This is a genomic window from Alteromonas sp. KS69, assembly GCF_003989595.1.
In the GTDB taxonomy this organism is placed as follows: domain Bacteria; phylum Pseudomonadota; class Gammaproteobacteria; order Enterobacterales; family Alteromonadaceae; genus Alteromonas; species Alteromonas naphthalenivorans.
This window is the reverse complement of the sequence record NZ_PYHU01000005.1, coordinates 489,010-513,425: the sequence shown is the minus strand read 5'-3', so window position 1 is coordinate 513,425 and position 24,416 is coordinate 489,010. Positions and strand designations below refer to the sequence as shown.

18 protein-coding genes are annotated in these 24,416 nt (G+C 43.8%); 10 read left to right on the top strand and 8 right to left on the bottom strand.

Annotated elements, in window-relative coordinates:
• Window positions 1–7 precede the first annotated feature (7 nt).
• Both leuB and leuA read right to left on the bottom strand, forming a co-directional pair.
• On the bottom strand, window positions 8–1,105 hold the full coding sequence (gene leuB, locus C7Y69_RS05615) for a 3-isopropylmalate dehydrogenase (protein ID WP_013785249.1): 1,098 nt from the start codon (window positions 1,103–1,105) through the stop codon (window positions 8–10).
• Entirely contained in the window at window positions 1,106–2,665 is a 1,560-nt protein-coding gene (gene leuA / locus C7Y69_RS05610) for a 2-isopropylmalate synthase (protein WP_013785248.1), read from the bottom strand.
• A gap of 503 nt (window positions 2,666–3,168) precedes the next feature.
• Between leuA and C7Y69_RS05605 the strand changes: the two genes are divergently transcribed.
• Window positions 3,169–4,158: an alpha/beta fold hydrolase gene (locus tag C7Y69_RS05605; RefSeq protein WP_126872086.1), complete on the top strand. Its 990-nt coding sequence runs from the start codon at window positions 3,169–3,171 to the stop codon at window positions 4,156–4,158.
• Window positions 4,159–4,249: 91 nt separating this feature from the next.
• On the opposite strand, the gene C7Y69_RS05600 is transcribed toward C7Y69_RS05605, so the two are convergent.
• The gene (locus tag C7Y69_RS05600) at window positions 4,250–5,044 is read right to left on the bottom strand and encodes a hypothetical protein (protein WP_232363144.1); all 795 of its coding nucleotides are present in this window, start codon (window positions 5,042–5,044) and stop codon (window positions 4,250–4,252) included.
• A gap of 622 nt (window positions 5,045–5,666) precedes the next feature.
• Between C7Y69_RS05600 and C7Y69_RS05595 the strand changes: the two genes are divergently transcribed.
• Window positions 5,667–8,591: a TonB-dependent receptor gene (locus C7Y69_RS05595; RefSeq protein ID WP_126872052.1), complete on the top strand. Its 2,925-nt coding sequence runs from the start codon at window positions 5,667–5,669 to the stop codon at window positions 8,589–8,591.
• 268 nt (window positions 8,592–8,859) lie between these two features.
• Here the strand turns inward: C7Y69_RS05595 and eno are convergent, their stop codons facing one another.
• The 3 genes from eno to mutS all read right to left on the bottom strand — a co-directional run bounded on the left by eno (window position 8,860) and on the right by mutS (window position 14,656).
• Window positions 8,860–10,152: a phosphopyruvate hydratase gene (eno, locus tag C7Y69_RS05590; protein WP_013785244.1), complete on the bottom strand. Its 1,293-nt coding sequence runs from the start codon at window positions 10,150–10,152 to the stop codon at window positions 8,860–8,862.
• Between the two features lie 60 nt (window positions 10,153–10,212).
• Window positions 10,213–11,844, bottom strand: a complete 1,632-nt coding sequence (locus C7Y69_RS05585) for a CTP synthase (protein ID WP_126872051.1) — start codon at window positions 11,842–11,844, stop codon at window positions 10,213–10,215.
• A gap of 178 nt (window positions 11,845–12,022) precedes the next feature.
• Entirely contained in the window at window positions 12,023–14,656 is a 2,634-nt protein-coding gene (gene mutS / locus C7Y69_RS05580; RefSeq protein ID WP_126872085.1) for a DNA mismatch repair protein MutS, read from the bottom strand.
• A 304-nt stretch (window positions 14,657–14,960) separates the two neighbouring features.
• Here mutS and C7Y69_RS05575 point away from each other — a divergent pair, with 304 nt between their 5' ends.
• From C7Y69_RS05575 to C7Y69_RS05560, 4 genes are all read left to right on the top strand, one after another.
• Window positions 14,961–15,449 (top strand): CinA family protein, encoded by a 489-nt coding sequence (locus tag C7Y69_RS05575; RefSeq protein ID WP_126872050.1) that lies wholly within the window; start codon window positions 14,961–14,963, stop codon window positions 15,447–15,449.
• Between the two features lie 263 nt (window positions 15,450–15,712).
• The gene (gene recA / locus C7Y69_RS05570) at window positions 15,713–16,750 is read left to right on the top strand and encodes a recombinase RecA (protein WP_013785240.1); all 1,038 of its coding nucleotides are present in this window, start codon (window positions 15,713–15,715) and stop codon (window positions 16,748–16,750) included.
• 214 nt (window positions 16,751–16,964) lie between these two features.
• Window positions 16,965–17,765: an ABC transporter ATP-binding protein gene (locus C7Y69_RS05565; RefSeq protein ID WP_126872049.1), complete on the top strand. Its 801-nt coding sequence runs from the start codon at window positions 16,965–16,967 to the stop codon at window positions 17,763–17,765.
• On the top strand, window positions 17,756–18,952 hold the full coding sequence (locus tag C7Y69_RS05560; protein ID WP_126872048.1) for an ABC transporter permease: 1,197 nt from the start codon (window positions 17,756–17,758) through the stop codon (window positions 18,950–18,952). Before C7Y69_RS05565 ends, C7Y69_RS05560 begins: the two co-directional genes overlap by 10 nt.
• Window positions 18,953–19,019: 67 nt before the next feature.
• Here the strand turns inward: C7Y69_RS05560 and C7Y69_RS05555 are convergent, their stop codons facing one another.
• Complete coding sequence (locus C7Y69_RS05555; RefSeq protein WP_013785237.1) at window positions 19,020–19,331, bottom strand: EscU/YscU/HrcU family type III secretion system export apparatus switch protein; 312 nt, start codon at window positions 19,329–19,331, stop codon at window positions 19,020–19,022.
• Window positions 19,328–21,922 carry a flagellar hook-length control protein FliK gene (locus C7Y69_RS05550; RefSeq protein ID WP_185864141.1) on the bottom strand — a complete coding sequence of 865 codons (2,595 nt, stop codon included), beginning with the start codon at window positions 21,920–21,922 and terminating at the stop codon, window positions 19,328–19,330. The genes C7Y69_RS05555 and C7Y69_RS05550 overlap by 4 nt, the downstream gene beginning before the upstream one ends.
• Before the next feature lie 184 nt (window positions 21,923–22,106).
• On the opposite strand from C7Y69_RS05550, the gene ccmA reads away from it, so the two are divergent.
• Genes ccmA through ccmD form a run of 4 tightly spaced genes read left to right on the top strand, consistent with a single transcriptional unit; the run spans window position 22,107 to window position 24,386 of the window.
• The gene (gene ccmA / locus C7Y69_RS05545; protein ID WP_126872046.1) at window positions 22,107–22,757 is read left to right on the top strand and encodes a cytochrome c biogenesis heme-transporting ATPase CcmA; all 651 of its coding nucleotides are present in this window, start codon (window positions 22,107–22,109) and stop codon (window positions 22,755–22,757) included.
• Window positions 22,754–23,422: a heme exporter protein CcmB gene (gene ccmB, locus C7Y69_RS05540; protein ID WP_126872045.1), complete on the top strand. Its 669-nt coding sequence runs from the start codon at window positions 22,754–22,756 to the stop codon at window positions 23,420–23,422. Before ccmA ends, ccmB begins: the two co-directional genes overlap by 4 nt.
• Entirely contained in the window at window positions 23,422–24,171 is a 750-nt protein-coding gene (locus C7Y69_RS05535; RefSeq protein WP_126872044.1) for a heme ABC transporter permease, read from the top strand. The genes ccmB and C7Y69_RS05535 overlap by 1 nt, the downstream gene beginning before the upstream one ends.
• Window positions 24,171–24,386: a heme exporter protein CcmD gene (ccmD, locus tag C7Y69_RS05530; RefSeq protein ID WP_013785232.1), complete on the top strand. Its 216-nt coding sequence runs from the start codon at window positions 24,171–24,173 to the stop codon at window positions 24,384–24,386. The genes C7Y69_RS05535 and ccmD overlap by 1 nt, the downstream gene beginning before the upstream one ends.
• Window positions 24,387–24,416 lie beyond the last annotated feature (30 nt).

Below are 24,416 nucleotides of genomic sequence, written 5' to 3'. Positions count from 1 at the left end.
GTGTTAATTACTCCTGCGCCATTAATTGTTTTACTATTTCATCACCTACTTGTGAGGTGGTAGATGCGTTCTCTCGCTTATCATCAGGAAGGAGTTCGCCTGTAAGAACCCCCGCTTCTAATGTGGCAATAACCGCTTTTTCGATAGCGTCGGCAGCATCAGTTAGGTTCATACTGAAACGCAACATCATGGCGGCAGAAAGCACCTGTGCAATTGGGTTGGCAATACCTAAACCTGCTATGTCAGGTGCAGAACCACCCGCTGGCTCGTATAAACCAAAGCCATCTTCATTCATACTAGCAGAAGCCAATAAGCCCATAGAGCCTGTCATCATGGCACATTCGTCAGAAACGATGTCGCCGAATAAGTTTGAACACAGCATTACATCAAACTGCGCTGGGTTCTTCATGATTTGCATTGTCGCGTTATCAATGTAGATGTGGTCAAGCTCTACATCAGGGTAGTCTTTTGCCACTTCTTCAGTCACTTCGCGCCATAAGCGGCTGGTCAGTAATACATTGGCTTTATCGACTGAAGTTACTTTACCACGACGTTTCTGTGCAGCTTCAAAAGCGGCAACTGCAATACGGCGAATTTCGCGTTTGCTGTAACGCATAGTGTCATAAGCAAACTCTTCTTCGCCTTCACCTTCGCGACCCTTGGGCTGGCCAAAGTAAATGCCGCTGGTAAGTTCACGAACCACCAACACATCTACACCCGATTTAGCAATGTCTTCACGCAGTGGAGACAAGGCTTCTAACCCAGGATAAATGCGGGCAGGGCGTAAGTTACTGAATAAATCAAAATGACTACGCAGTGTTAGTAACGCAGCGCGCTCTGGGCGTTGCTCTAACGGTAAGGTGTCCCACTTAGGGCCGCCAATACTACCAAATAAAATGGCATCGGCTTGCTCACAACCTAACAAGGTTTTTGAGGGCAGGGCTTCACCTTCAGTATCGATAGCATAACCACCTACAGGGTAGGCTGTGCGGTTAAATGCTACGTTGAATTTCTTTTCTACCGCATCTAAGACCTTGTTAGCCTCTTGCATTACTTCTGGGCCTATACCGTCTCCGGCTAATACGGCAATTGAGAACTGGCTCATTTAAACTCCTGCAACGCGTTCTTGTTGATTTTTCTGCTGGTCAATTTGATCAGCTAAATAAGTGTTGTTTAGTACGAAAATAAGGGCTTTAACACCAGCTTCAACAATATCGGTGGCAAGACCAATGCCGTGGAAACGACGCCCTTTATAAGTGGCGATTACACTTACTTGTGCTAGGGCATCGGCCCCTTCGCCTTTTGAATCTAATTTGAAGTCTACAACTTCAACATCTTCATGGCCCAAGATGGCTCTAATCGCATTGTATGCTGCATCAACAGGGCCGTTACCAATACTAGATTGGATAATCTCTTCTTCACCTACCTTCAGTTTAACCGTCGCGCTTGGAATGATTTCTCTTCCTGACGTTGCTTGAAGGTTCATCAATTGATAGTGAGCGTGGTCGTGCTTTTGCTTATCGAAGAATAATAAAGCTTCTAAGTCGTAGTCATAAACTTGACCTTTCTTATCAGCCAACTTCAAGAAGGCGTCGTAAACCGCTTCTAAGTCGTAATCTTCTACCTTGTAACCCAATTCAGTTAAGCGATGCTTAATCACATGGCGTCCTGAACGAGAGGTTAAGTTTAGGTTGTTTTTATTAATACCTACACTTTCCGGTGTCATGATCTCATAGGTATTTTGCGCTTTTAATACACCGTCTTGGTGAATGCCCGATGAGTGACTAAATGCGTTCGCACCTACAATGGCCTTATTCGCTTGAACGGGCATGTTACACAATTGGCTAACCAACTTAGAAGTACGCGAAATTTCTTGCGAATTGATGTTGGTGTTAATACCCAACATGGCTTGACGGGTTTGCAAAATCATTGCAATTTCTTCAAGGGACGCATTACCCGCACGTTCACCAATACCGTTAATAGTACATTCAACTTGGCGTGCACCTTGTTCTACAGCGGCTAACGAGTTAGCTACTGCTAAGCCCAAATCGTTGTGGCAATGCACAGAGATAATGGCTTTATCGATATTTGGAACGCGGTTAAACAACTGCTGAATAATGCCGCCGAATTCTGTTGGCGTTGTGTAACCTACCGTATCGGGAATATTCACCGTGGTAGCGCCGGCATTGATGGCGGCTTCTACCATACGGCATAAATAGTCTATGTGAGTACGGCCAGCATCTTCACATGAAAATTCAACGTCATCAGTGTATTTGCGAGCATGTTTAACTGCTGCAACTGCCATATCTACTACTTCATCGTGAGATTTACGTAATTTCGCGCCTACGTGAATTTCTGATGTAGCAATGAAAGTGTGAATTCTAAATTGCTCAGCCACACTAAGTGCCTGTCCGCAGGCATCAATATCGCCTGCCAATGCACGAGATAAACCACAAACTACAGAGTTCTTAACTTCTTTTGCGATCATTTGAACCGAGCGGAAATCACCAGGCGATGAAACAGGAAAACCTGCTTCAATGATATCAACACCTAAACGTTCGAGTGCTAGAGCGATCTGCAGCTTTTCTTTGGCACTTAAGCTTGCAGGTAAGGCCTGCTCACCGTCTCGCAATGTGGTATCAAAGATTTTCACTTGATTTGTCATAACGCTCTCTCGTTTATAAAAGTTAAAAAAAAACCCGTGCTAAGCACGGGTTTCTGTGTAATTAATCGCTGGTCGCAATCTACCCGTGCAGTCTTGCTGCCATAAGGAGTAGAGTTAGAAGAAAGCGATTGCGCATCATTTGCGTATTTTCTTTGCCGACCAGTTGATAGCGACAATGTACCGATCCACGCCTTTAAGGTCAACCTTTGATTCTAATAATGCGTATAAATTTTGGTTATAAATAATGGTTTTTTGAAAATAGGGTTTTTATCCTACTTTTTGTTGTAATTTAACACTTTCATTTCACCTGCTTTGAATCCAGTGGGTAAAAAGCGGGTCGTTAGGATGTATATACTAATTTCATCAAATTGGTGAAGCGCTGGTATTGCCTATTCAATTAGCCAAATTGCGATGGAACAGCGAAATTTGCTGCTTAATCAAGGCGTATTGTTTTAGTGATTTTGATAGGGTAAATCACTTACTATCTTCTTGAGAGCAAAATGATGAAGCGCGCTATTTTTTCTTTAGGTTATTCGTTTCTTATCTTCACGTTTTCAACCATTGTTTTTGCAAAACCCTTTTCGAAAAATCTAACCGACTTCGAGTATCCCTTTGATGTTCACACTTTGACATTTGAATCTCAAGGGCGGGGATTGAACATGGCATACATGTATTTGCCGGCAGAAGAAGGGCAACCAACAGTACTGTTGTTGCATGGTAAGAACTTTGCCAGTAGTTATTGGGAAACGACAGCTAATTGGCTACACAATCAAGGATATGGGGTGGTTATTCCTGACCAAATTGGCTTTGGCAAATCAGATAAGCCGGTTAATTATCAATACAGCTTTGCAGCATTAGCGAATAATACCAAAGATTTGCTCACCTCTTTGAATCTAGACGATGTGATTGTGACAGGTCATTCAATGGGCGGCATGGTGGCATCGCGATTTGCACTGCTTTTCCCTGAAATGACGAGCAAATTGATATTAATCAACCCTATAGGGTTAGAGAATTATCTGCATTATGTTGAGTACAAAGATGTGGAATTTTTCTATCAAAATGAACTGAAAAAAACGCCTGAAGATATCGTTAATTATCAAAAGAAAAACTATTACGATGGTGATTGGAATAGTACCTATGCGGAACATGCTAGTTTTCTAACAGGGTGGATTGAAGGTGATGATTGGCCTCAGCTAGCCAAAGTGAGTGCGTTAACCTACGACATGATATTTACTCAACCGGTTATCGAAGAATTCGATAATTTACAAATACCTGTCACCTTAATTTTAGGTACACGGGATAGAACCGGACCTGGGCGAGGTTGGAAAAAAGAGGGCGTTACGCGAGAGTTAGGTCGTTACGATAAACTTGGCGCTGAAGTTAAAGCCCGCAACACTGCCATAACGGTGAAAGAGCTTGACGGTTTGGGGCACTTACCACACGTTGAAGCCTTTTCTCGCTTTATAAAGCGCTACGAAGAAGCGTTGGATTAAATACCGACACTGTGCAGGGAAGTATGTATCAAGGTAATCATTGCGTTGTTGTTAAAGCCTGCCATAGGTGTGCCTTAAATAAGAACTCGGCTTAACCTTTCAGGGTGAAATTTTTCCAGTTTATGTGAGTAGACAGACGCATTTCTCGCAATGAAAGTGCTCGAGGTGCTCCCTTCGATTTATGTCGCCACATATGTCCGCTGCACGCAGATGCCATAATTGCCGTCGTAGGTTTTAGAAGTTGCCGTTTTAATACCGCATTTGCGTCGGTGAAGCAGGGAGTGTCTTTTTCTGGGGTGTACTGATTGGTTTCAATCTCACTATGCGCCACCTCGCCGTCAAGAGAAAACCATCCGTGTTTATTAGTATGAAGCGTGTTTGTGGTGCGGTTCACGCTATCTATTGAGTCGAGCTCTATATGCATACCTTCTAGCGTAGTGATGCATATCGGTACAACCAAACCGTAATCTGCATATTGCCTATACCACTGATATTTTTTATCAATAGATTGGGTGATCCCAGGGCACTTTCCAGGTTGCTTGATAAACCAACTTCCATTGTGGGGATCGATGTCTAGCGGTGAGTTATTGTCAATGAGGTATCGCGCCACACTTCGAATATGGTGGGGCAGGCCGGCTAATCGGCGGCGCAGTATCGACACATTGGCTGGGCCCTTGTGCGCGATAAGCAAAAGCTCTCTTTCGTATAACGCAGTACAAATTTCAGTGAACTGTGGTTGTGCACCACCTAGCTCGCCTGAATTGCTAAAAAAGCCTGATTGTGTGGAAGACGTATGTCCGTCGGATGCCATAATACTGGTAAGACAATAAAAAAGACGCAATAAACCTACGTTAGCAGGATTTAGGCTGGGTATCCAGAAACCCAATGCTACCAACTAATAAATATAAGTCACAGTTTGGCAGCAGGAGAATTATAGGCTGCGTGACTGAATTAACAGCCTTGAAACGCTAACTAGTTTTTCTGTAATGAATGCCCACAAATGAAAGTATCTATCCCGCCAGCGTACGGCAACAATAGCCGTAAACATTTTACATTACCAATCTAGTCGCATCGAATATATTTATATAAGAAATTAGTACTACCGCTTTCGAATTGGTCTTCATTTGACGAATCAATACTAAAGAATAATTATTTAATTTATCTCACGTTTTCTACTTAAAAAATAAACTCAAATTGTAGCTTTTTATTGCTAACCGTTTGATAACTATATGTTAGTATCTGATTTAGATGGTGAGTGCTTTAATTGGTTAGTTGTTTGGTTATTAATTGGTATTACAATTGGTATTAATGAATCTGTGTTTTTGAGTGATCAAAGGTTGACCATTGTATGTTTTTCGTCTGGCTTTGTAATTATCTTGTAAGTGAAGTGTATCTTTAATGGTGCAGGGTGTAACCACACATAACTTAGCAACGCTGATTTGAAAGCCTAAAAGCTCGGTTCAAAACGCTGCAAGAGGAAACACACATTATCTAAGATTACCTTAGCGATGTTATCTGCAACATCGTTGAGTTTTGCCACTTCTACCCTTGCTCAAGACGCTCAACAAGAAGCTGAAAAAGACGTAGAAGTTATACAGGTTTCTGGTATGCGCGCCTCGCTTGCCAGTGCACTAAACGAAAAACGTTTTACAAACAATTTAGTAGAAGTCATTGAAGCTGAAGACATTGGTAAATTGCCTGACCAAAACTTAGCGGAAGTGTTAGAAAACATCACGGGTATACAAATTACGCGTGAAGCGGGTGTTGGGACAGGGGTTCAGATTCGTGGTACCGACGCTAACCGAACAGAAATAAACGGCGTATCTACAGTGGGTTCAGGCGCAGGCCGAAGCGGTATCGATTTTGAAGATGTGTCAGCAGCAATTATTGCCGGTTTGGAAGTTACCAAGTCACCAGATGCGAAAACAATTGAAGGTTCTGTTGGTGGTACCATCAACCTTAAAACAATTCGTCCTCTTCAATTAACTGAGAGATTGACGTCGATTCGTATTCAAGGTGAAAACAGCAGCTTGTCTACAGACAGTGGTTTCCAACCTCATCTTTCAGCGACGTTTGGTGATAACTGGGAAAACGATCACGGTAAATTCGGTGTGGTAGTGAGTGGTAGTTATTCGGAGCAAGATGTATCGGCGTTCAGACCACGTGCTGACCGAGATAACTTAATTGCATCAGATAGCGGCGTGGCCAGTGCGCAATCCTTCGATTTCCTACCCATTCAGTTTTTCGTACAAGATTATGATAACTACGAATATGAAACGAAAAACTTTGTAGGTACCTTTGAATGGCAGCCAAACGACAACACTAAGTTTTTCTTCGATGCAATCATCAATGACCAAGAACGTTTGCAAGAAAGCTCACGTGTTCAAGCGTCAGGCGTAAGTGCACTTAACGATATTTCAGTACCGGATGCCTTCGAAACGATTAATTTCGGTTCTTTAGGTGGCACTGATTTAGGTTCAATGCAGGCTGCTCTTCGCGGTGTCATTCCAGTCAATCTTGATAACGATGACGACGATCCTAATCTTCGTTTGTCTACCGATACAAACTCTCGTATTACAGAGAGCCAAATCTTTAGATTAGGTGGTGAGTGGCAAGGCGAGAAATGGTTTGTAAGTGCTGAAGTTGCCTCTTCATCTTCAGATACTACCACTCCTAGCTTTAATACTACCCTTAACTTTATCAACCCCAATGCACCGCTAGATGCTGGTGGTGGTAACGACAACAGTGTTCCGTTTGAATATGACTTATCTGGCGGTTCATTAGCGTTCGGAATTGCTTCTGGTGCAGAATACGCACCAACAGTAGAACAGCTTTTAGACCCTGCTAACGTTGTTTTACGTGATGTGAATATAGGTAGAGATACCACTGAAAACTCAGAAGATGCGATCCGTTTTGATTTTTCTTATTACGTAGACTCGATGATCACGTCAGTTGACTTTGGTTATCGCTACAATAAATCAGCGAGCACCCGTGACGATGTTAACACCAGTGTTGGTTTAAGAAGTATGGAAGACAGCCCTCGAGGTGATTTGTTCTCTGAATTACTAGTCGCTGGGCCTAATAACTTCAACGATGCGGATGGTCGCGAACTTTACGTTAGAGATTTCTTAATCATTAACCCTGAATTAGTGGCTTCAGATCCAGATGGCGTATTAGCTACACTACAACAAGCTATGGACGCACACGGTTCGACGGCTACATTGAATGCGCCAACATCAAGTTCATCAGGTTTCTTCGACATCGAAGAAGAAACACATGCACTTTATGCGCAAGCAAACTTTGAATATGAGATGTTCCGCGGTAATTTTGGTTTGCGTTATTTGCAGACAGACGTTACCTCTGTAGGTAACTCAATTACTGTTGACGGTGATGGAAACGAATTGGTATCGCAAGTAACTAATACCGGTGATTATGATTTCATTCTACCTCGATTAAATATTGTTGCTGATGTGGCTGATGATGTTGTCCTTCGCTTCGGTGCCGGTAAAGATATACGCCGACCTGACTTCGACGACTTATCTACTTCAGTAACATTTAGCACAAGCCCTAACCCAAATGTAGCTATCGGTAACCCTGGTTTAGAGCCTGAAGAAGTAACCTCTTTCGACTTAGCGGCAGAATGGTACTTTGCTGAAGCGAGCGTGTTAAGTGTTGGTATATTCCATAAAACACGTAAAGCGCTTCATGTTGACCAGATTGTAAGTGCATTTGAAGATCCAGTAACAGGTTATCGTGATCTTACCGACCCTTGTGAAGGTGGCGGTGTGTTTAACCCAATTGCTGATATCAACGTTTTTGGACCTGAACTAGGCACAGGTATTTGTGTAGGTACAGAAACTAAGATTAACGACGCTGGCGAAACCACGCAAAAAGGTATCGAAATTGCGGTTCAATATGACCTTTCAGGTTTTGAAAAAGAACTTGGTTGGGCTTCAGGTTTCGGTGTACTTGCTAACTACACGATTCAAGAGTTCGATGGTGGTGATTCAGAGAATACAGCCACTAGTCGTGCGGCAAATGTATTTGCAGCTTCTACGGGTATCGATGATATTGAAGTGTCAACAGTTCAAGGCTTACTAAACTTATCTGAAAATGCCTATAACTTTACCTTGTACTACGAGAAGTTTGGTTTGTCAGCCCGTATGCGTTACACATGGCGTGAAGCGTACCGCTCGGACGACTTCGGAAGCACATCTAGTTTCCCTTGGGGTTTCCCAGTAGTTCAGGAAGACCGTGGTCAGCTTAACGCTAGCATCAACTACGACGTGAACGAAGACTTGAACATAGGTATTGAGGCGGTAAACATTACTGAATCAGAAGTTGAGCAGTCTTGTATTAATGAAGGTGCACTGTTGTGCTTCCAAGGTCTTACCGACCGCCGAGTGACTTTAGGTGCTAACTACCGCTTCTAAATAGCGTGTAGCTTCGCTAACAACACTAAAATTGAAATACCCCAGCACGAGCTGGGGTATTTTTTTGTCTTAAATTAAGCTCGCTAGTCCTTAATTATTGTCATCTTTTTTGAAAGGGACGTTATTGAAGGAGCATTATTGAAAGGGTGTTAGGAAAAGGCTTCAAGCAGACACAAAAAAGCTGCGTTAAGAGACCATAAAATATGGGCCTTAACACAGCTTTCAATTAGATAAGTAATAAGCGCTTATTTAATATAAGCGCGTGCTATTACTGACCTTTAATTTCAGAGCGACCTTTATAAGTTGCAGCATCACCTAGCGCTTCTTCAATGCGAAGAAGTTGGTTGTACTTAGCAACACGGTCTGAACGACATAGTGAACCAGTTTTGATTTGGCCAGCCGCAGTACCTACTGCTAAATCAGCAATAGTGGCGTCTTCTGTTTCGCCTGAACGGTGAGAGATAACAGCCGTGAAGCCTGCATCTTTCGCCATCTTAATTGCGTTCAAGGTTTCAGTTAGTGAACCAATTTGGTTGAACTTGATAAGGATTGAGTTACCAATACCGTTATCAATACCACGCTTAAGAATCTTGGTGTTAGTTACAAATAAGTCGTCGCCAACAAGTTGTACTTTTTCGCCAATTTTATTGGTCAAACTTGCCCAACCGTCCCAATCACTCTCGTCTAGACCATCTTCAATAGACACAATAGGGTACTTGTCAGAAAGGTCAGCTAGGTAATCACCAAAGGCTTCAGAATCGAAGCTCTTGTCTTCACCAGACAATACGTATTGACCATCTTTGTAGAATTCAGATGCCGCACAATCGAGTGCTAGCGTAATATCTTCATTCATTTTGTAGCCAGCGTTTTCTACTGCTTCAACGATAACCGCTAGCGCTTCAGCGTTAGAGCTAAGGTTTGGTGCGAAACCACCTTCGTCACCAACAGCCGTGTTTAGGCCTTTAGCAGAAAGTACTTTCTTCAGTGAATGGAAAATTTCAGCACCCATGCGAAGGGCTTCTTTGAAGCTCTTTGCGCCTACTGGCTGTACCATGAATTCTTGAATGTCTACGTTGTTGTCAGCGTGCTCACCACCATTGATGATATTCATCATAGGTACTGGCATCGAGTATTGACCAGGAGTGCCGTTAAGATCTGCAATGTGCTCGTAAAGGGCAACGCCTTTCTCTAAGGCCGCTGCTTTAGCTACTGCTAGCGATACCGCTAGAATGGCATTTGCACCATGAGTTTCTTTATTTTCTGTTCCGTCTAGGTCAATCATGATAGCGTCAATATCAGCTTGTGCTAGTGCGTCTTTACCTAAAAGCGCAGGGGCAATTTCATCGTTAATAGCGGCTACGGCTTTCATTACGCCTTTACCTAAATAACGAGACTTGTCACCGTCACGAAGTTCTAATGCTTCGCGGCTACCTGTTGAAGCACCAGATGGAGCAGCAGCACGGCCCATAACGCCTGATTCTAAGTACACATCGGCTTCAACGGTAGGATTACCGCGTGAGTCCAAAATTTCGCGACCAATAATGCGACTAATTTTCGCCATGTTTTTTCCTTAACAATTGTTTGGAAACACAAACGGGAGCAAGTGTTCCCTTATTAGAAATTAATGATTCTCTTTTTGATACTGTCCAGCAGCAGCGACAAACCCTTTAAATAATGGGTGTCCATCACGAGGGGTTGACGTAAATTCAGGGTGGAATTGACCCGCGATAAACCAAGGATGGTCAGGTATTTCGATAACTTCTACAAGTCGTTTATCAGTGGACAAACCACTTACCTTTAACCCTGCGGCTTCAATTTGTTCACGAAGGTTGTTGTTAACTTCGTAACGATGACGGTGGCGCTCGTAAATTTCAGCACTGCCATACATTTCATGCACCTTAGTGCCCTCAATTAAGTGGCAAAGCTGACTGCCTAAGCGCATAGTGCCGCCGAGGTCTGAATTTTCACTACGTATTTCTGTGGTACCTGCTTCATCAAGCCATTCTGTAATTAAACCAACAACCGGATACGGTGTCTCAGGATCAAATTCAGAACTATTGGCATCTTCCATACCCGCTACATTACGCGCAAACTCAATAAGCGCTACCTGCATACCTAGACAAATACCTAAATAAGGCACTTTGTTTTCACGGGCATAGCGTGCAGTGGCAATTTTGCCTTCGATACCGCGCTCACCAAAACCACCAGGCACTAATATAGCATCTAGTTTTTCTAAAATTTGCGCGCCTTTACTTTCAACGTCTTGAGAGTCGATATAGTGGATATTTACGGTTAAACGGTTCTTCAACCCAGCATGTTTAAGGGCTTCGTTAACTGACTTATAAGCATCCGGCAATTCAACGTATTTACCAATCATACCGATGTTAACTTCAGCAGTAGGGTTAGACTCTGCATAAAGTACCTGTTCCCATTCTGATAGGTCGGCTTCTTTACAGTCTAAACCAAAACGGTCTACCACAAGCTGATCCATTCCTTGCGCTTTAAGTGCTGCTGGAATGCGGTAGATGCTGTCTACGTCTTTAAGCGATATGACCGATTTGTCGTTTACGTTAGTGAACAACGCAATTTTAGAACGCTCAGTCGATGGTAATGCGCCTACAGAGCGGCACACTAGAATGTCTGGCTGAATACCAATCGAACGAAGCTCTTTCACTGAGTGCTGGGTTGGTTTCGTTTTTACTTCGCCTGAAGCTGGCATATAAGGCACTAAGGTTAAGTGCATGTACATCGCTTTTTCTCGACCTAGTTCGGTGCCTAGTTGACGAATTGCTTCTAAGAAAGGTTGTGATTCGATGTCACCTACCGTTCCACCAATTTCAACAATAGCCACATCGTGGCCTTCAGCGCCTTCAACCACACGGCGCTTAATTTCGTTGGTAATGTGTGGAATAACCTGAATAGTGGCGCCTAAGTAGTCACCTCGACGTTCACGTTTTAGTACTTCTTCGTATACCCGTCCGGTAGTGAAGTTGTTACGCTTGGTCATACGGGTGCGAATGAAACGCTCGTAGTGACCAAGGTCAAGATCGGTTTCTGCGCCATCATCGGTAACAAATACTTCGCCATGTTGAATAGGGCTCATGGTGCCTGGGTCGACATTAATATACGGGTCGAGTTTTAACATGGTGACGGTGAGCCCGCGAGCTTCAAGAATTGCGGCTAACGACGCAGCGGCAATACCTTTACCTAGCGATGAAACTACACCACCGGTGACGAAAATATAATTTGTCATGCGAAACCTAGAACGTTGAGTTGTATTGGGTAAATATGAGTGTAGTTTAGGAACTAAACTACCCATACTTTGGACGGGTTAATAGTATACGCAAGTTAGTGTGAGCAAACAATCTGTTTGCCCACACAATCGCTTCTTTTACCTATTTGAGCGTGGCTTTCGCCGCAAGCGCTGTTTTTTATGACTGACTTAAACGCTTGAGCGTGTAAATAAGGTCTAGTGCTTGGCGTGGTGAAAGTTCATCTGGGGATAAATTTTCCAACGCTTCTACAACCGGATGGGGTTTATCTGGGAACAACAGTTGTGACTGAGATTGTAAGGAACCATGCGCCGTTGACGCTGCTTTTTTGTTGGCGCGTCTATCGTGCTGCTTGCCAGTTTCATCCCCAATGTTAGATGATTTATCAGTTTTAATATCAGCACTGGATTCAGTTTCAGAAATAAGATGCGCGTTTTCCAAAATAGCGAGTTTTTGCTGCGCCGCTTTAATAACCGGCTTAGGTACACCTGCAAGTTGTGCAACCTGTAAACCAAAGCTTTTACTCGCCGCGCCATTTTGTACGCTATGCATAAACCGGATGGTGTCGTCGTGCTCTACCGCATCCAAATGAACATTAACTACACTTTTCTCGGAATCAGGTAACTCGGTAAGCTCAAAATAGTGAGTTGCAAATAAGGTGTAAGCATTCAGTTTTTGGGCGAGGTAGCTGGCGCACGCCCATGCGAGCGATAAGCCATCGTAAGTACTGGTACCGCGGCCAATCTCATCCATTAACACTAACGAATGCTCGGTGGCATTGTGCAGAATGTTGGCGGTTTCCGTCATCTCTACCATGAAGGTTGAGCGACCAGATGCTAAATCGTCAGAAGCGCCAATACGAGTAAATATTCTATCAATTTTACCAATATGGGCGTTTTGTGCGGGCACATAGCTGCCAATATACGCGAGCAGCGCAATTAACGCGGTTTGGCGCATGTAGGTTGATTTACCGCCCATGTTAGGGCCGGTAATAATAAGCATGCGCTGGCTATCGTTAAGTGTTAATGGGTTAGCAATGAACGGGTCTTTCATAACCTGTTCCACCACAGGATGCCGACCTTCTTCGTAGGTCAGCGCGCTTTCCATACTTAACCTTGGGCGATACCAATCCAGACTTAACGCGCGCTCGGCAAAACAGCATAATACGTCGAGTTTGGCCAATGCTGCGGCCGTTTCAATTAGCGCATTTAGGCTTGGCGCGACTTCATCGAAAAGTGCTTCATAAAGCTGTTTTTCGAGGGCTAGCGCACGACCTTGACTGGTAAGTACTTTATCTTCGTGCTCTTTAAGCTCTGGGGTGATAAAGCGTTCAGTATTCTTAAGCGTTTGCCTGCGAATATATTCGGCGGGCGCTTTGTCGCTATTGGCACGACTAATCTCGATAAAGAAACCATGAACCCGGTTGTAGCCTACTTTTAGGGTTGAAATGCCTGTGCGTTCACGTTCGCGTTGCTCCATGGCGTCAAGATAATCAGTAGCACCTTGAGACAATTTTCGAAGCTCATCTAATTCGCTATTAAAGCCTTCAGCAATAACCCCGCCATCGCGAATAACCACAGGCGGGTTATCGATAATCGCGTTATTTAATAAAGCTTGTAGCTCTGGGTAAGTACTGACGGCCTGTTTTAATTCATTTAGCTGTGCAACGTTATACGCCCCCAACGCTTCTTGAAGGTCGGGCAGGGTATTCAACGCGTTTTTAAGTCTAGCGAAATCCCTGGGCCTTGCTGAACGTAATGCCAAACGTGCCATTATGCGTTCAATATCGCCAATCGTTTTTAAATGACCGCGAATAGCATCTGGCTCATTGTCGATAAGTGCTTCAATGGCATCTTGACGGTTATGTAATTCGTGTTGATCGGTAATAGGCGAGTGAATATAGCGTTGTAGTAACCGGCTACCCATGGCGGTAGTGGTCGTATCCATCACGCTAAACAGGGTATTTTCAATGCCGCCGGCTAAATTGTGGGTAAGCTCTAGATTTCTGCGGGTAGCTGCATCTAATTGTACGCGGCTGTCTTGCTGTTCTTTTTGAATACGGCGAATATGGGGAAGGGCTGTACGCTGGGTATCTTTCACATATTGAAGCACACAACCGGCGGCGCCAATGCCTTTGGTTAAATCTGATACCCCAAACCCCGCCAGTTCTTTCGTTTGAAACTGAGCGGTTAATTGTTCGGTGGCGGTATCGATATCGAATTCCCACTCGGGCCGCCGACGCAAGCCTTTACGCTGTTCAATCAAGGGTAAGCTTTCAAAGCCTTCAGGATAGAGTAGTTCAGCAGGATTAATTCGTTGTAGTTCACCTAACAAGGCATCGTCGGTGTCGCACTCGACTACTACAAACCGGCCACTGGTGACATCTAATGTAGCCACGCCGTAATGCATACTGTGACCGCAAACTGCCGCTAGTACATTATCGCGGCGTTCTTCTAATAAGGCTTCATCGGTAACCGTACCTGGGGTAACAATGCGCTGAACTTGGCGCTCAACTGGGCCTTTGCTTGTAGCTGGGTCGCCAACTTGTTCGCAAATCGCCACTGACTCGCCCATTTTCACCAACCGGGCTAAATAGCTTTCAACCGCGTGGTAAGGAACGCCAGCCATAGGAATAGGATCGCCACCGGATTTGCCCCGTGCGGTTAATGATATATCAAGCAGTTCTGCGGCTTTCTTGGCATCATCGAAAAACAACTCGTAAAAGTCGCCCATACGGTAAAACATAAGAATGTTAGGGTGCTGCGCCTTTATCGTTAAATACTGGCGCATCATAGGAGTGTGTGATTCCAAAAAATGCCTCGTGCTTTTTATTGCTGCTACTTGCGATAACTCAATTTGTTATATTAACAGAAGAATTATTAACAGAAGAGTGATTAAAAGAGCAGGAGTGCTAAAATAATCACTTTTCGTATTTGCTGTGTATTATTGATACGAGTATGGAATTTTCAACCATTTCCTGAACTCATTAGTTAAATGATAGCTCTCACCAATAAGTACATCGGCACAGCCTAATGCTTCAAATTAATGCTTTAACGGCCGAAGCTGATAATAGCGCTGATAGCGATAAAGGACATTCATGGTATCTGACAATATAACAGAGATGGTGACGGCGCTGGGTAATGCGCTTCGCCGTAAAGGCTGGACGGTTTCAAGCGCAGAGTCTTGCACCGGGGGCGGCGTTGCGTTCGCCTTTACCAGTATTGCTGGCAGTTCGGATTGGTTTAATCAAAGTTGGGTGACGTATTCAAACGACGCAAAAATACGTGAATTAGCTGTAAAGCCAGAAACTCTAAATGCACATGGCGCGGTGTCAATGCAGACCGTTGAAGAGATGGCGGCGGGCGTTAAGCACAAGAGCGACGCGAATGTCGTGGTAACCGTAAGCGGTATTGCAGGCCCAGGTGGCGGCAGCGAAGAAAAGCCTGTGGGTACTGTTTGGTTTGGGTTTATCTGTGGTGCTAAGTCAGAAACGATTAAGCAGGTTTTTGCTGGAGACCGAGAGACTGTTCGTCTGCATGCAATAGAATTTGCGATTACCCATCTATTGGCGATGTTGGCTGATTGAACAGACGGTCATCTAAGATGCTGCCAATAAGAACCCATTAAGCAAAATAAAATGAAAACTCAGGTTGAAACTGTATGCTTGTACAGTATAGAATGCACGCAACACTTGGTAAGGTGTCGGTAAGCAAATGTTGATGCAATGAATGCTAGCTGTATAGATGAATAATACTGTTAGTAAAGATAGCTAGTATAAATAGCAAAGGCAGCTTCAACAAAGACATCACCAACTAAAGAATTTAACCGCTAATCCTAGAGGATATTGACGTGGACAGTAATAGATCTAAAGCTTTAAGTGCCGCACTTGGGCAAATTGAAAAGCAGTTCGGTAAAGGCGCTATTATGCGTTTAGGCGACAACCAAGCGATGGACATTGAGGCTATCTCTACTGGTTCACTCACCATTGATATCGCTTTGGGCATAGGCGGTTTGCCATGTGGTCGTGTGGTAGAAATTTACGGACCTGAAGCCTCGGGTAAAACGACACTTACCTTGCAGGTAATTGCAGAGGCTCAAAAGAATGGTAAAACCTGTGCCTTCGTAGATGCTGAGCACGCACTTGATCCAATTTACGCGTCGAAGCTAGGTGTAAACATCGATGAGCTTTTAGTTTCTCAGCCTGATACGGGTGAACAAGCGCTTGAAATTTGTGACATGCTGGTTCGTTCTGGCGGTGTTGATGTCGTTATTGTTGACTCGGTTGCTGCCCTTACGCCAAAAGCGGAAATTGAAGGCGACATGGGTGACTCACACGTTGGTTTGCAAGCGCGATTAATGTCGCAAGCATTGCGTAAACTTACCGGTAATATCAAGCGTTCAAATACCTTGTGTATCTTCATTAACCAAATTCGTATGAAAATTGGTGTAATGTTCGGTAGCCCAGAAACAACAACCGGTGGTAACGCACTTAAGTTCTACTCTTCAGTACGTTTAGATATCCGCCGTATCGGTGCGGTCAAAGAAGGCGATGAGGTAGTAGGTAACGAAACTCGCGTTAAAGTAGTGAAAAACAAAGTAGCACCGCCATTTAAGCAAGCTGAATTCATGATTCGCTACGGCGAAGGTATAAGTAAAGAAGCTGAGCTTATCGACTTAGGTGTTAAGCAGAAATTGGTTGATAAGGCCGGTGCTTGGTACAGCTACAAAGGTGATCGTATCGGTCAGGGTAAAGCGAACGTAATGAAGTTCCTAAAAGAAAACCCAGCTATTGCCGATGAGATTGAAAAACAAATTCGCGCTGAGCTACTTTTACCTAAGACAGTGAAAGTAGAAGAAGCACCTGCTGCAGAAGATGATCAGCAGTAGCTACTAAACTGACTATAAAATAGCGCATTTGTGTTATTTAAAAGCCCACCAAATGGTGGGCTTTTTTGTGTTCAAAAAACATACTTTTTAACACTTTAATTCTATATCTTGGATTGAATTAAAATAAAAAAACAGTAAAGCTGTAATAAAAATAGAAAGGCAAAGACTAGTACTGTAAGCATTCGATTTAAATAATAAAAAAAGGGAAGGGATAATGATTGATATATCTAGTCTTGCTAAACGCTTTGAGGTGGAGAACCCCAAAAAGCTAAGTGAGCAAGAGAAAAAGGATCCACGATTAAAAGGGCGCTACTTTCAATCAGTGAAAGATGTATCGTTTTCATGTGGTCAAGGAGAAGTGCTTGGTTTGCTTGGCCCTAACGGAGCAGGAAAAACCACTACATTACGCATGCTTTCAACCGCACTTAAGCCAGATAGCGGCACCGTGGTAATTGATGGTGAAGACGTGCTAGCCAACCCAATAATTGCGCGTAAAAAAATAGGTTTTCTGTCTAGCTCAACTGGTTTATATGGCAGGCTGACTGGGCGAGAAAATATTGCTTATTTTGGCGAATTACACGGCATTACTAAAGCGATAATTTCTGCACGTATTGAAGAAATGGCTGACTTACTCGACATGCAGAGCTTTTTAGACAGACGGGCAGAAAACTTCTCATCTGGTATGAAACAAAAAACAGCCATTGCCCGCGCTGTTATTCATGAACCTTCCTTAGTTGTGCTTGATGAGCCTACTACAGGCTTAGATATTATGGCCACCTCAACAGTGATGGACTTTATTCAGCGCCTTAAAGATAAAGGAACGCCAGTTATCTTTTCTACCCATCATTTGGATGAAGTTCAAATGCTTTGCGACCGTGTAACGGTGATTAATCAAGGCGAAAGTGTATTTAATGATTCCCTTGCTGCTTTTAGTGCGCTATCTGACGGACAAATGCATAAAAGCTTTTTGCACACTTTAAAAATGAATACAGCGGAGGTGGGGCAATGTGGTTAATTTTTAAAAAAGAATTCAAAGAGTTATTGCGCGACCGTAAAACTATTATTTTTATGATTGTGTTGCCTTTACTGCTTTTCCCATTAATTTTCGGTGTCGCCATGTTTTTCATGAATTCCGCCGCTGAAAAGGCCGAAAACGTTGTATTGAAATATGCCATTGTGGGCGAGCAATATGCGCCAGACATGTCGCAACAATTCGCTAATGAAACTGACAAATTTACGATGGTGGATATCCAAGGTGAAGCTGACTATGCCAAGCTCATTAAAGATGAAACACTAGACTTCGTTTTAGTTATCCCAGAAACCTTTAACAACGAGGTGCTCACTTCTGGTCAGCATAAGCTGCAATTGTATTTAAATGACGCAGGCTTAAATAAAGTGTTAGGAAGAGTGTCTGAAATTGTCGATGTTTACACTGATGAATTTCAAAAAACGGCCTTTGCTAATTTAGGACTGAATGAGTCACAGCAGCAAGCGTTACTCGCGCCTATTGTCATTGAAAAAGAAAACATAGCGGATGATCGTGAAGTATGGGGTGAACGCTTGGGCGGGTTATTACCTTATTTCATTTTCATTTTATGCCTACAAGGTGCTATGGCACCAGCATCAGACTTAGGTGCGGGTGAAAAAGAGCGGGGTACGCTAGAGACACTATTAATATCGCCGATGGAGCGTTATAAACTGGTTTTGGGAAAATTCTTTACCATCGGTGTCGCGGGTCTAATTACAGCACTTATCACCGTATCTTCCATGGCCATATGGGGCATAGTTTTGTCTCAAGGGTTGGCAATTGAATTTGTAGCAGAGGTGATGGCGATGATTGGCATCATTGATTTTGTGCTTATCTTTTTAATGCTAATTCCGGTAGTGGCAATATTTGCCGCGGTCTTATTGTCTCTTTCTATTTATGCTCGATCATTTAAAGAAGCCCAAAGTTATATGGGGGCACTTGTTATGGTAGTAGTTTTCCCTGTGTTAATTGCAATGATGCCGGGTGTTAAATTAGAAGGTGGTTGGATTTGGGTGCCACTCACCAATGTAGCATTAGCGATGAAAGAGTTATTCAAAGGCACTATGGATTATTTTGCCTTGTTCGGCATATTTACTTCTACAGTCGCCATCGCCGCCGCACTCATTGCATTTTGTGTGTACTGGTTTAATAAAGAGAAAGTACTATTTAGATAGTAGGGTAAATCAACCCAACATAACTTAAGATGAAAAGCAGCGACTTTGATAATTTCAAAGTCGCTTTTTATACCTCATAATTTATATGCTTAACCACACCTTCCCAGCCAGGCGGTATTTTTCCTTGTAGTACATAGGAATATGCTAGCAGTTCGGCGATAACAAAATACAACGATTCGGGTATATCTTGCCCTAAATCTAAGGTGCTAAGCACTTCGCTAAGATAGGGGTCTTCATGAATAAGAATGCCAGACTCTTCAGCCATGGCGATAATCGCTTCTGCAAGATCTCCGTAGCCTTTTGCGACAACTTTTGGGGCTGTTTTTTTATCGCCACCATCATACTTAAGCCCAATCGCACGCTTTGCTTTCTCACTCATACTCGTGTCTCAAAAATTTGATGTGGGCGTTTATTTAGTGTGTCAGGAATATGACCCCGCTGAAAACTCATTTTCTCGACATTCAGCCCTAAATCAGCCAATCGTCGTTCTAAATACGGCAAGGTATCAGCAACACGAGTCAGTACGGTTTCGTTGGAAGTATAGAGGTCGATGGTAATGGTATCGGTGTCTATCTTGGATTTAGCGAGGAGTTGGCCCGCATCACCGATATCTAGCTTCATTGTGACATTCCATAAACGTTTCTCGCCATCTTTGTCTTCTTTTCCGTGTTGTCGATCTGGCTCTCTTTGCACTAAAAGTTCAGCCGGTGCGTAATGTTGAGATACAGAAGGTAATGCATAGAAAAAACTATCTTGCCCCTGAACCCGGTTTTCGGCTTGAGCCACTTTGCTGTGTTGATGGTTCGCTAATAAGGTTTTTAAATTAGCCAGTAAGTTTGTGCGACTATCAAGATTGGCAACATCTTGCGCAACGCGGCTAGAGGGGGCAGAACCAGAGGTATTCGTTATTGTTTTACTTATAATGCTATCAGGTGAATCAATTTGTACTTTGAGAGATGGCTGTCTCGATAGTGCTCTACCCGCTAAAGACAGTTGTAACAATGCCACTAAACCTTGTACAAAATTAGAGGCGGCAATGGGGGACGTCAATGATAACGGCGTTACCGCGATAGCGGGAGCGTTAAGTAAACCATAAATGCGCGACGCTATAGATGAATCGGTATTATTTTGAGTCGCCTGCATGCTCTGTTGGTTGTTTGGCGTTGAGGTTTTTGCCTCTACATTATTTTTCTCTATATCCTGTGAACCAGTAACTTGATTTGCAGTTTTATCGTTTGTAGTGGGCGTATTTGAAGCTGCCCCAGTGTGATTACCTAGCGTATCTTTACCTTGAGTGGCAGTACCTTGAGTAGCAGTACCCTGAGAGCCTGTACCTTGAGAGGTATTGCTCTGTATAACATTACCGCGAATGCTGTTCCCCGAGCCACCGAGCAAAGCTATTAGCTGAGAAATGCCTTTTCGTAAACTGTTATCCGCGTTACCTGTATTAACATCCCCAGCGCCCGTTTTTAAACCAACAGTATTGTCATTTGTAAAAGCGTTAGTCTCTTGGCTCGAGTTAGGTGAAGCAGGTGTGGTAGTTGCATTCGATACCTGCGGTGCTATTAATGGTCTAGCACTGGGCAATGCGTTGCTGTTTATGCCTGTAATTTGCTTTGCTATTTGACTTAATACGGCAGTGGTTTTATCGCTGCCTTCTGCAGTCCCGCTAAGTATTGATGTCAATTGTGTTAGCGCTTGTTGAGTGGACCCCGTCTGACTAAGTAATGCTCGAGATAAAGTAACAATAGCCTTGTGAACATCGGTCCCTTGTATCGAAGCACCTTTGCTATCTACCGCAGTTGAGAATTCTGGTGACAACGTAATTGATGACGAATTTGAAGCATGATTAGCACTGTCTGTTTTTGCTCGTTGAGCTACATTTTCACTACCATTTGCCGAAGTTTTTCCTGTAGTCTCAGTCAAAGCGGAACTATTTCCAGCCGTTTTTTCAACCATAGCTCCCACAGGTATAGCTGAAGCACTAAGTTTGGCGGCAAGCTGCTGTGAAGCTCTTGGAATGACAGTACCGCTATCGGATGTGGGGAACGTCAATACTGCCTGACTGGCAGCGGAATACGATGTTAACGTATTGCCCTTAGCGGAATACGATGTTAACGTATTGCCCTTAAGGCTGAGCATAGATACTTGCTGCAAAGTATTTTGTGATTGAATATTAGGGAGTAGCTTAGCGATGGCATCAGGCACATTCCCGTTAACAGGGTTACCATGCCCGAAGGCGATACCTTGGGAACGCAATGCATTGGTGAGCACAGTCGTAATTTTGCTGTCGGTCACTGATAGAGGCGCGGCTTGTAACGTGGAAGCTGCTGATTGAGTACCTTGACTCGCTAAGTTTGCTTGTTTCGCTGACGTTACTGAAACAGTCAATTTACCAGTATCACCAGGCACTTGATTAAGTGAAAGTGAAACCAGCTTGCCATTGTTTTTGATATCGGCGCTCAATTGCGCTGCGGCGTCAGGCTTTAGTGATAAATTTAACGGCTGGCCATCTGCTAGCGTTAGACTCAGTTGATTACTCGTTAATTGCGTAACCGTTGCTTGCACGCTAACGCGCATGCTCTGTTGTGGTGTCGGCATAGAAGCCAGCATCGTCGCAAGAGAAAGTGAAAGGGTTTTAAGCTGCATCGCGGTAACTTGACTGGTACTCATGCCTGTTTCAGTGCTAATAAGGGCAGCTTGAGTTACTCCACCTTGGCTGAAAGAGGTTAATTGAGGGCGCTGTGGCGGCAATAAATCTGCGCTTTTCAACAGTGAAACCCGAGTTGCCGGTTGCCCTTGCGTTTGAATAGCAAGTATCTGTTCAGGCAATCGCGCCACAGTTACCTTTGCGGCGGTATCGAGCGCCGCAGCTTGGGATAAATTATTCAGCACTGATGCTGCCGACGATTTCGACCCTGAAGTACTTTGAGTTATATTTGAAAGCAGTGCGCTTAACTGTGATGTCATATGGAGCTTATCGGCCAGGTGAGCGACGAGTTTAATCCGTAATGGAAAGTATAGGTAATAAGCGGGGCATATCATCGCGTTTGTTGTTGAAGTAAATCATATTTAATCATAATTCGCGACTGCGAAAGAAACTTACTGTGATAAACTACGCCGGTTTTAAACAGTGAATAGTAAAGGAGCGTGCGTGTCCGGTTTATGTGCATCTGGACTAACTTGCATAAAACGCGATCGTGTTTTGTTTGACGACTTTTCGTTAAATCTTAATGCAGGGGAATTAGTATATTTGCGTGGGCCTAACGGTGCGGGCAAAACCAGCTTATTGCGTATTCTTACTGGCTTGAGTTCGCCTGAGCACGGTGACGTGATTTTCAATGGCGCGAACATCAGCAGCAACCCTTCATTATATTATCAAACTCTTATTTATTTAGGCCACAAAAGTGCATTAAATGGCGCTTTGTCTGCCATTGATAATTTGCGCTTTTGGTTAGCGCAACACGGTATTCAAAATAAGGATGTTACCCAAACATCCGATATCGAAAGCATTTATCAAGTGCTTGAACGCTTAGGGTTAGTTGGCCTTGAAGATGTGCCTGTCAGATTCTTATCCGCTGGACAACAACGTCGTGTTGCACTGAGTCGGCTGTGGCTCAAGAGTGCAACGGTATGGGTATTAGATGAACCTTTCACCGCACTTGATAGCGCAGGTGTAATATTACTTGAGCGTAAAATGAAACAGCATGTGGCAGACGGCGGCATGATTATTACTACTTCCCACCAAGCGCTGTCTCCTGAAGCGGGTACGCACCGCTGTGTTGATTTGGAGTACCGGTTTTGAATCCCTTACTACTCGGTATCTTCAAACGAGATATGCAGATTGCGTTTCAGCAAAAAGCTGAGTTGGTTCAACCCCTCATGTTTTTATTGATGGTGGTTACCCTATTCCCCTTGGGCGTGAGCCCTTCTCCAGAAACACTGCAACGTATTGGCCCAGGCGTTATTTGGATTGCGGCTATATTGTCATCCTTGTTAGGGATGGAACGGCTTTTTCGTGATGATTTTATTGATGGTTCTTTAGAACAATATACCTTAAGTGGCATGTCATTCCCGGCCGTTGCGACGGTTAAAGTACTGGCACATTGGCTGGTGAGTTTTGTGCCCTTATTGATTCTGTCGCCGTTGCTTGCGATGTTTTTAAACCTAAGCACGGATATGTTTATAGCATTAATGCTTACTTTGCTAATTGGCACACCTTTGCTGTCGCTAATTGGTGCTATTGCAGTGGGATTAACGGTGGGGCTAGCACGGGGCGGACTGCTTTTAGCATTGCTTTTAATCCCCGTTTTTATTCCGTTACTGATTTTTGCCACGTCTGCTGTAGATTCTGCCGCACTGCAATTACCTTATCATCCTCAACTTGCTATTATTGGCGCCATGCTGTTACTGGCTGCTGCCGCTGCGCCGTTTGCCATAGCTTATTCTTTGAAAGTGAGTCAAAACTGATGTGGAAGTGGTTACATCCTTACGCTAAAACAGAAAATGCTTACCAATTGTGCCTAACTTTGCAGCCTTGGTTGTGGCTTGGTACATTGTTATGCTTGGCCGTAGGCACAGTGTGGGGGCTAGCCTTTGCACCACAAGATTATCAACAAGGTGATTCGTTTCGCATTATCTACATTCATGTGCCTAGCGCAATGTTGTCTATGGGCACCTATGTGGCTATGGCGATTGCGGCCTTGGTAGGAATGGTATGGCAATGGCGAACGGCCTATATGAGCATGATAGCCATGGCGCCAGTGGGTGCCGTCATGACTTTTATTGCGTTATTTACCGGTGCAGCCTGGGGTAAACCTATGTGGGGCGCGTGGTGGGTATGGGATGCACGCCTAACCTCAGAACTTATTTTGTTGTTTTTGTATATCGGGGTTATTGCGCTTTATGGTGCCTTTGAAGATAAACAACAGGCGGGTAAAGCAGCAGGGGTGATGGCTTTAGTCGGCGTAGTAAATATTCCTATTATTCATTACTCCGTAGAATGGTGGAATACCTTGCATCAAGGGGCCACCATCAGCAAATTCGATCAGCCTTCTATTGCGCCTGAAATGTTGTGGCCGTTATTAATTAGTTTATTAGGTTTTGCATTTTTTATTGGGGCAGTGACTACGGTAAGGCTACGCAGCGAAATTGTGCGCCGTGAGATGCATCGCCCTTGGGTGCAAAAGTTAGCGCACGCAACAAGTGAGAATAGCTAATGCAGTTTGATTCATTCTCAGCATTTTTAGACATGGGAGGCTATGCCTTCTACGTTTGGTTATCTTTTGGTGTGACCTTTGGAGCAATGATACTGCTAGTAGTATTAAGCTTTCGGCAACATAAAGGGTTACTGAAGTCGGTTTTAAAAGAACAACAGCGTCAGGTGCGAATTAAAGAAGCGAGAGAAAAATCACACGCTTCATCAGCACAGTAAGTTGTAGTCAGTAGTTTTTAAAGTGAGATA

What these genes read in the sequence shown, in the direction of transcription:
- leuB (WP_013785249.1), bottom strand. Translation starts at nt 1,105, where the DNA reads ATGAGCCAGTTCTCAATTGCCGTATTAGCCGGAGACGGTATAGGCCCA.
- leuA (WP_013785248.1), bottom strand. Translation starts at nt 2,665, where the DNA reads ATGACAAATCAAGTGAAAATCTTTGATACCACATTGCGAGACGGTGAG.
- C7Y69_RS05605 (WP_126872086.1), top strand. Translation starts at nt 3,169, where the DNA reads ATGAAGCGCGCTATTTTTTCTTTAGGTTATTCGTTTCTTATCTTCACG.
- C7Y69_RS05595 (WP_126872052.1), top strand. Translation starts at nt 5,667, where the DNA reads ATGTTATCTGCAACATCGTTGAGTTTTGCCACTTCTACCCTTGCTCAA.
- eno (WP_013785244.1), bottom strand. Translation starts at nt 10,152, where the DNA reads ATGGCGAAAATTAGTCGCATTATTGGTCGCGAAATTTTGGACTCACGC.
- C7Y69_RS05585 (WP_126872051.1), bottom strand. Translation starts at nt 11,844, where the DNA reads ATGACAAATTATATTTTCGTCACCGGTGGTGTAGTTTCATCGCTAGGT.
- mutS (WP_126872085.1), bottom strand. Translation starts at nt 14,656, where the DNA reads ATGATGCGCCAGTATTTAACGATAAAGGCGCAGCACCCTAACATTCTT.
- C7Y69_RS05575 (WP_126872050.1), top strand. Translation starts at nt 14,961, where the DNA reads ATGGTATCTGACAATATAACAGAGATGGTGACGGCGCTGGGTAATGCG.
- C7Y69_RS05565 (WP_126872049.1), top strand. Translation starts at nt 16,965, where the DNA reads ATGATTGATATATCTAGTCTTGCTAAACGCTTTGAGGTGGAGAACCCC.
- C7Y69_RS05560 (WP_126872048.1), top strand. Translation starts at nt 17,756, where the DNA reads ATGTGGTTAATTTTTAAAAAAGAATTCAAAGAGTTATTGCGCGACCGT.
- C7Y69_RS05555 (WP_013785237.1), bottom strand. Translation starts at nt 19,331, where the DNA reads ATGAGTGAGAAAGCAAAGCGTGCGATTGGGCTTAAGTATGATGGTGGC.
- C7Y69_RS05550 (WP_185864141.1), bottom strand. Translation starts at nt 21,922, where the DNA reads ATGACATCACAGTTAAGCGCACTGCTTTCAAATATAACTCAAAGTACT.
- C7Y69_RS05535 (WP_126872044.1), top strand. Translation starts at nt 23,422, where the DNA reads ATGTGGAAGTGGTTACATCCTTACGCTAAAACAGAAAATGCTTACCAA.
- ccmD (WP_013785232.1), top strand. Translation starts at nt 24,171, where the DNA reads ATGCAGTTTGATTCATTCTCAGCATTTTTAGACATGGGAGGCTATGCC.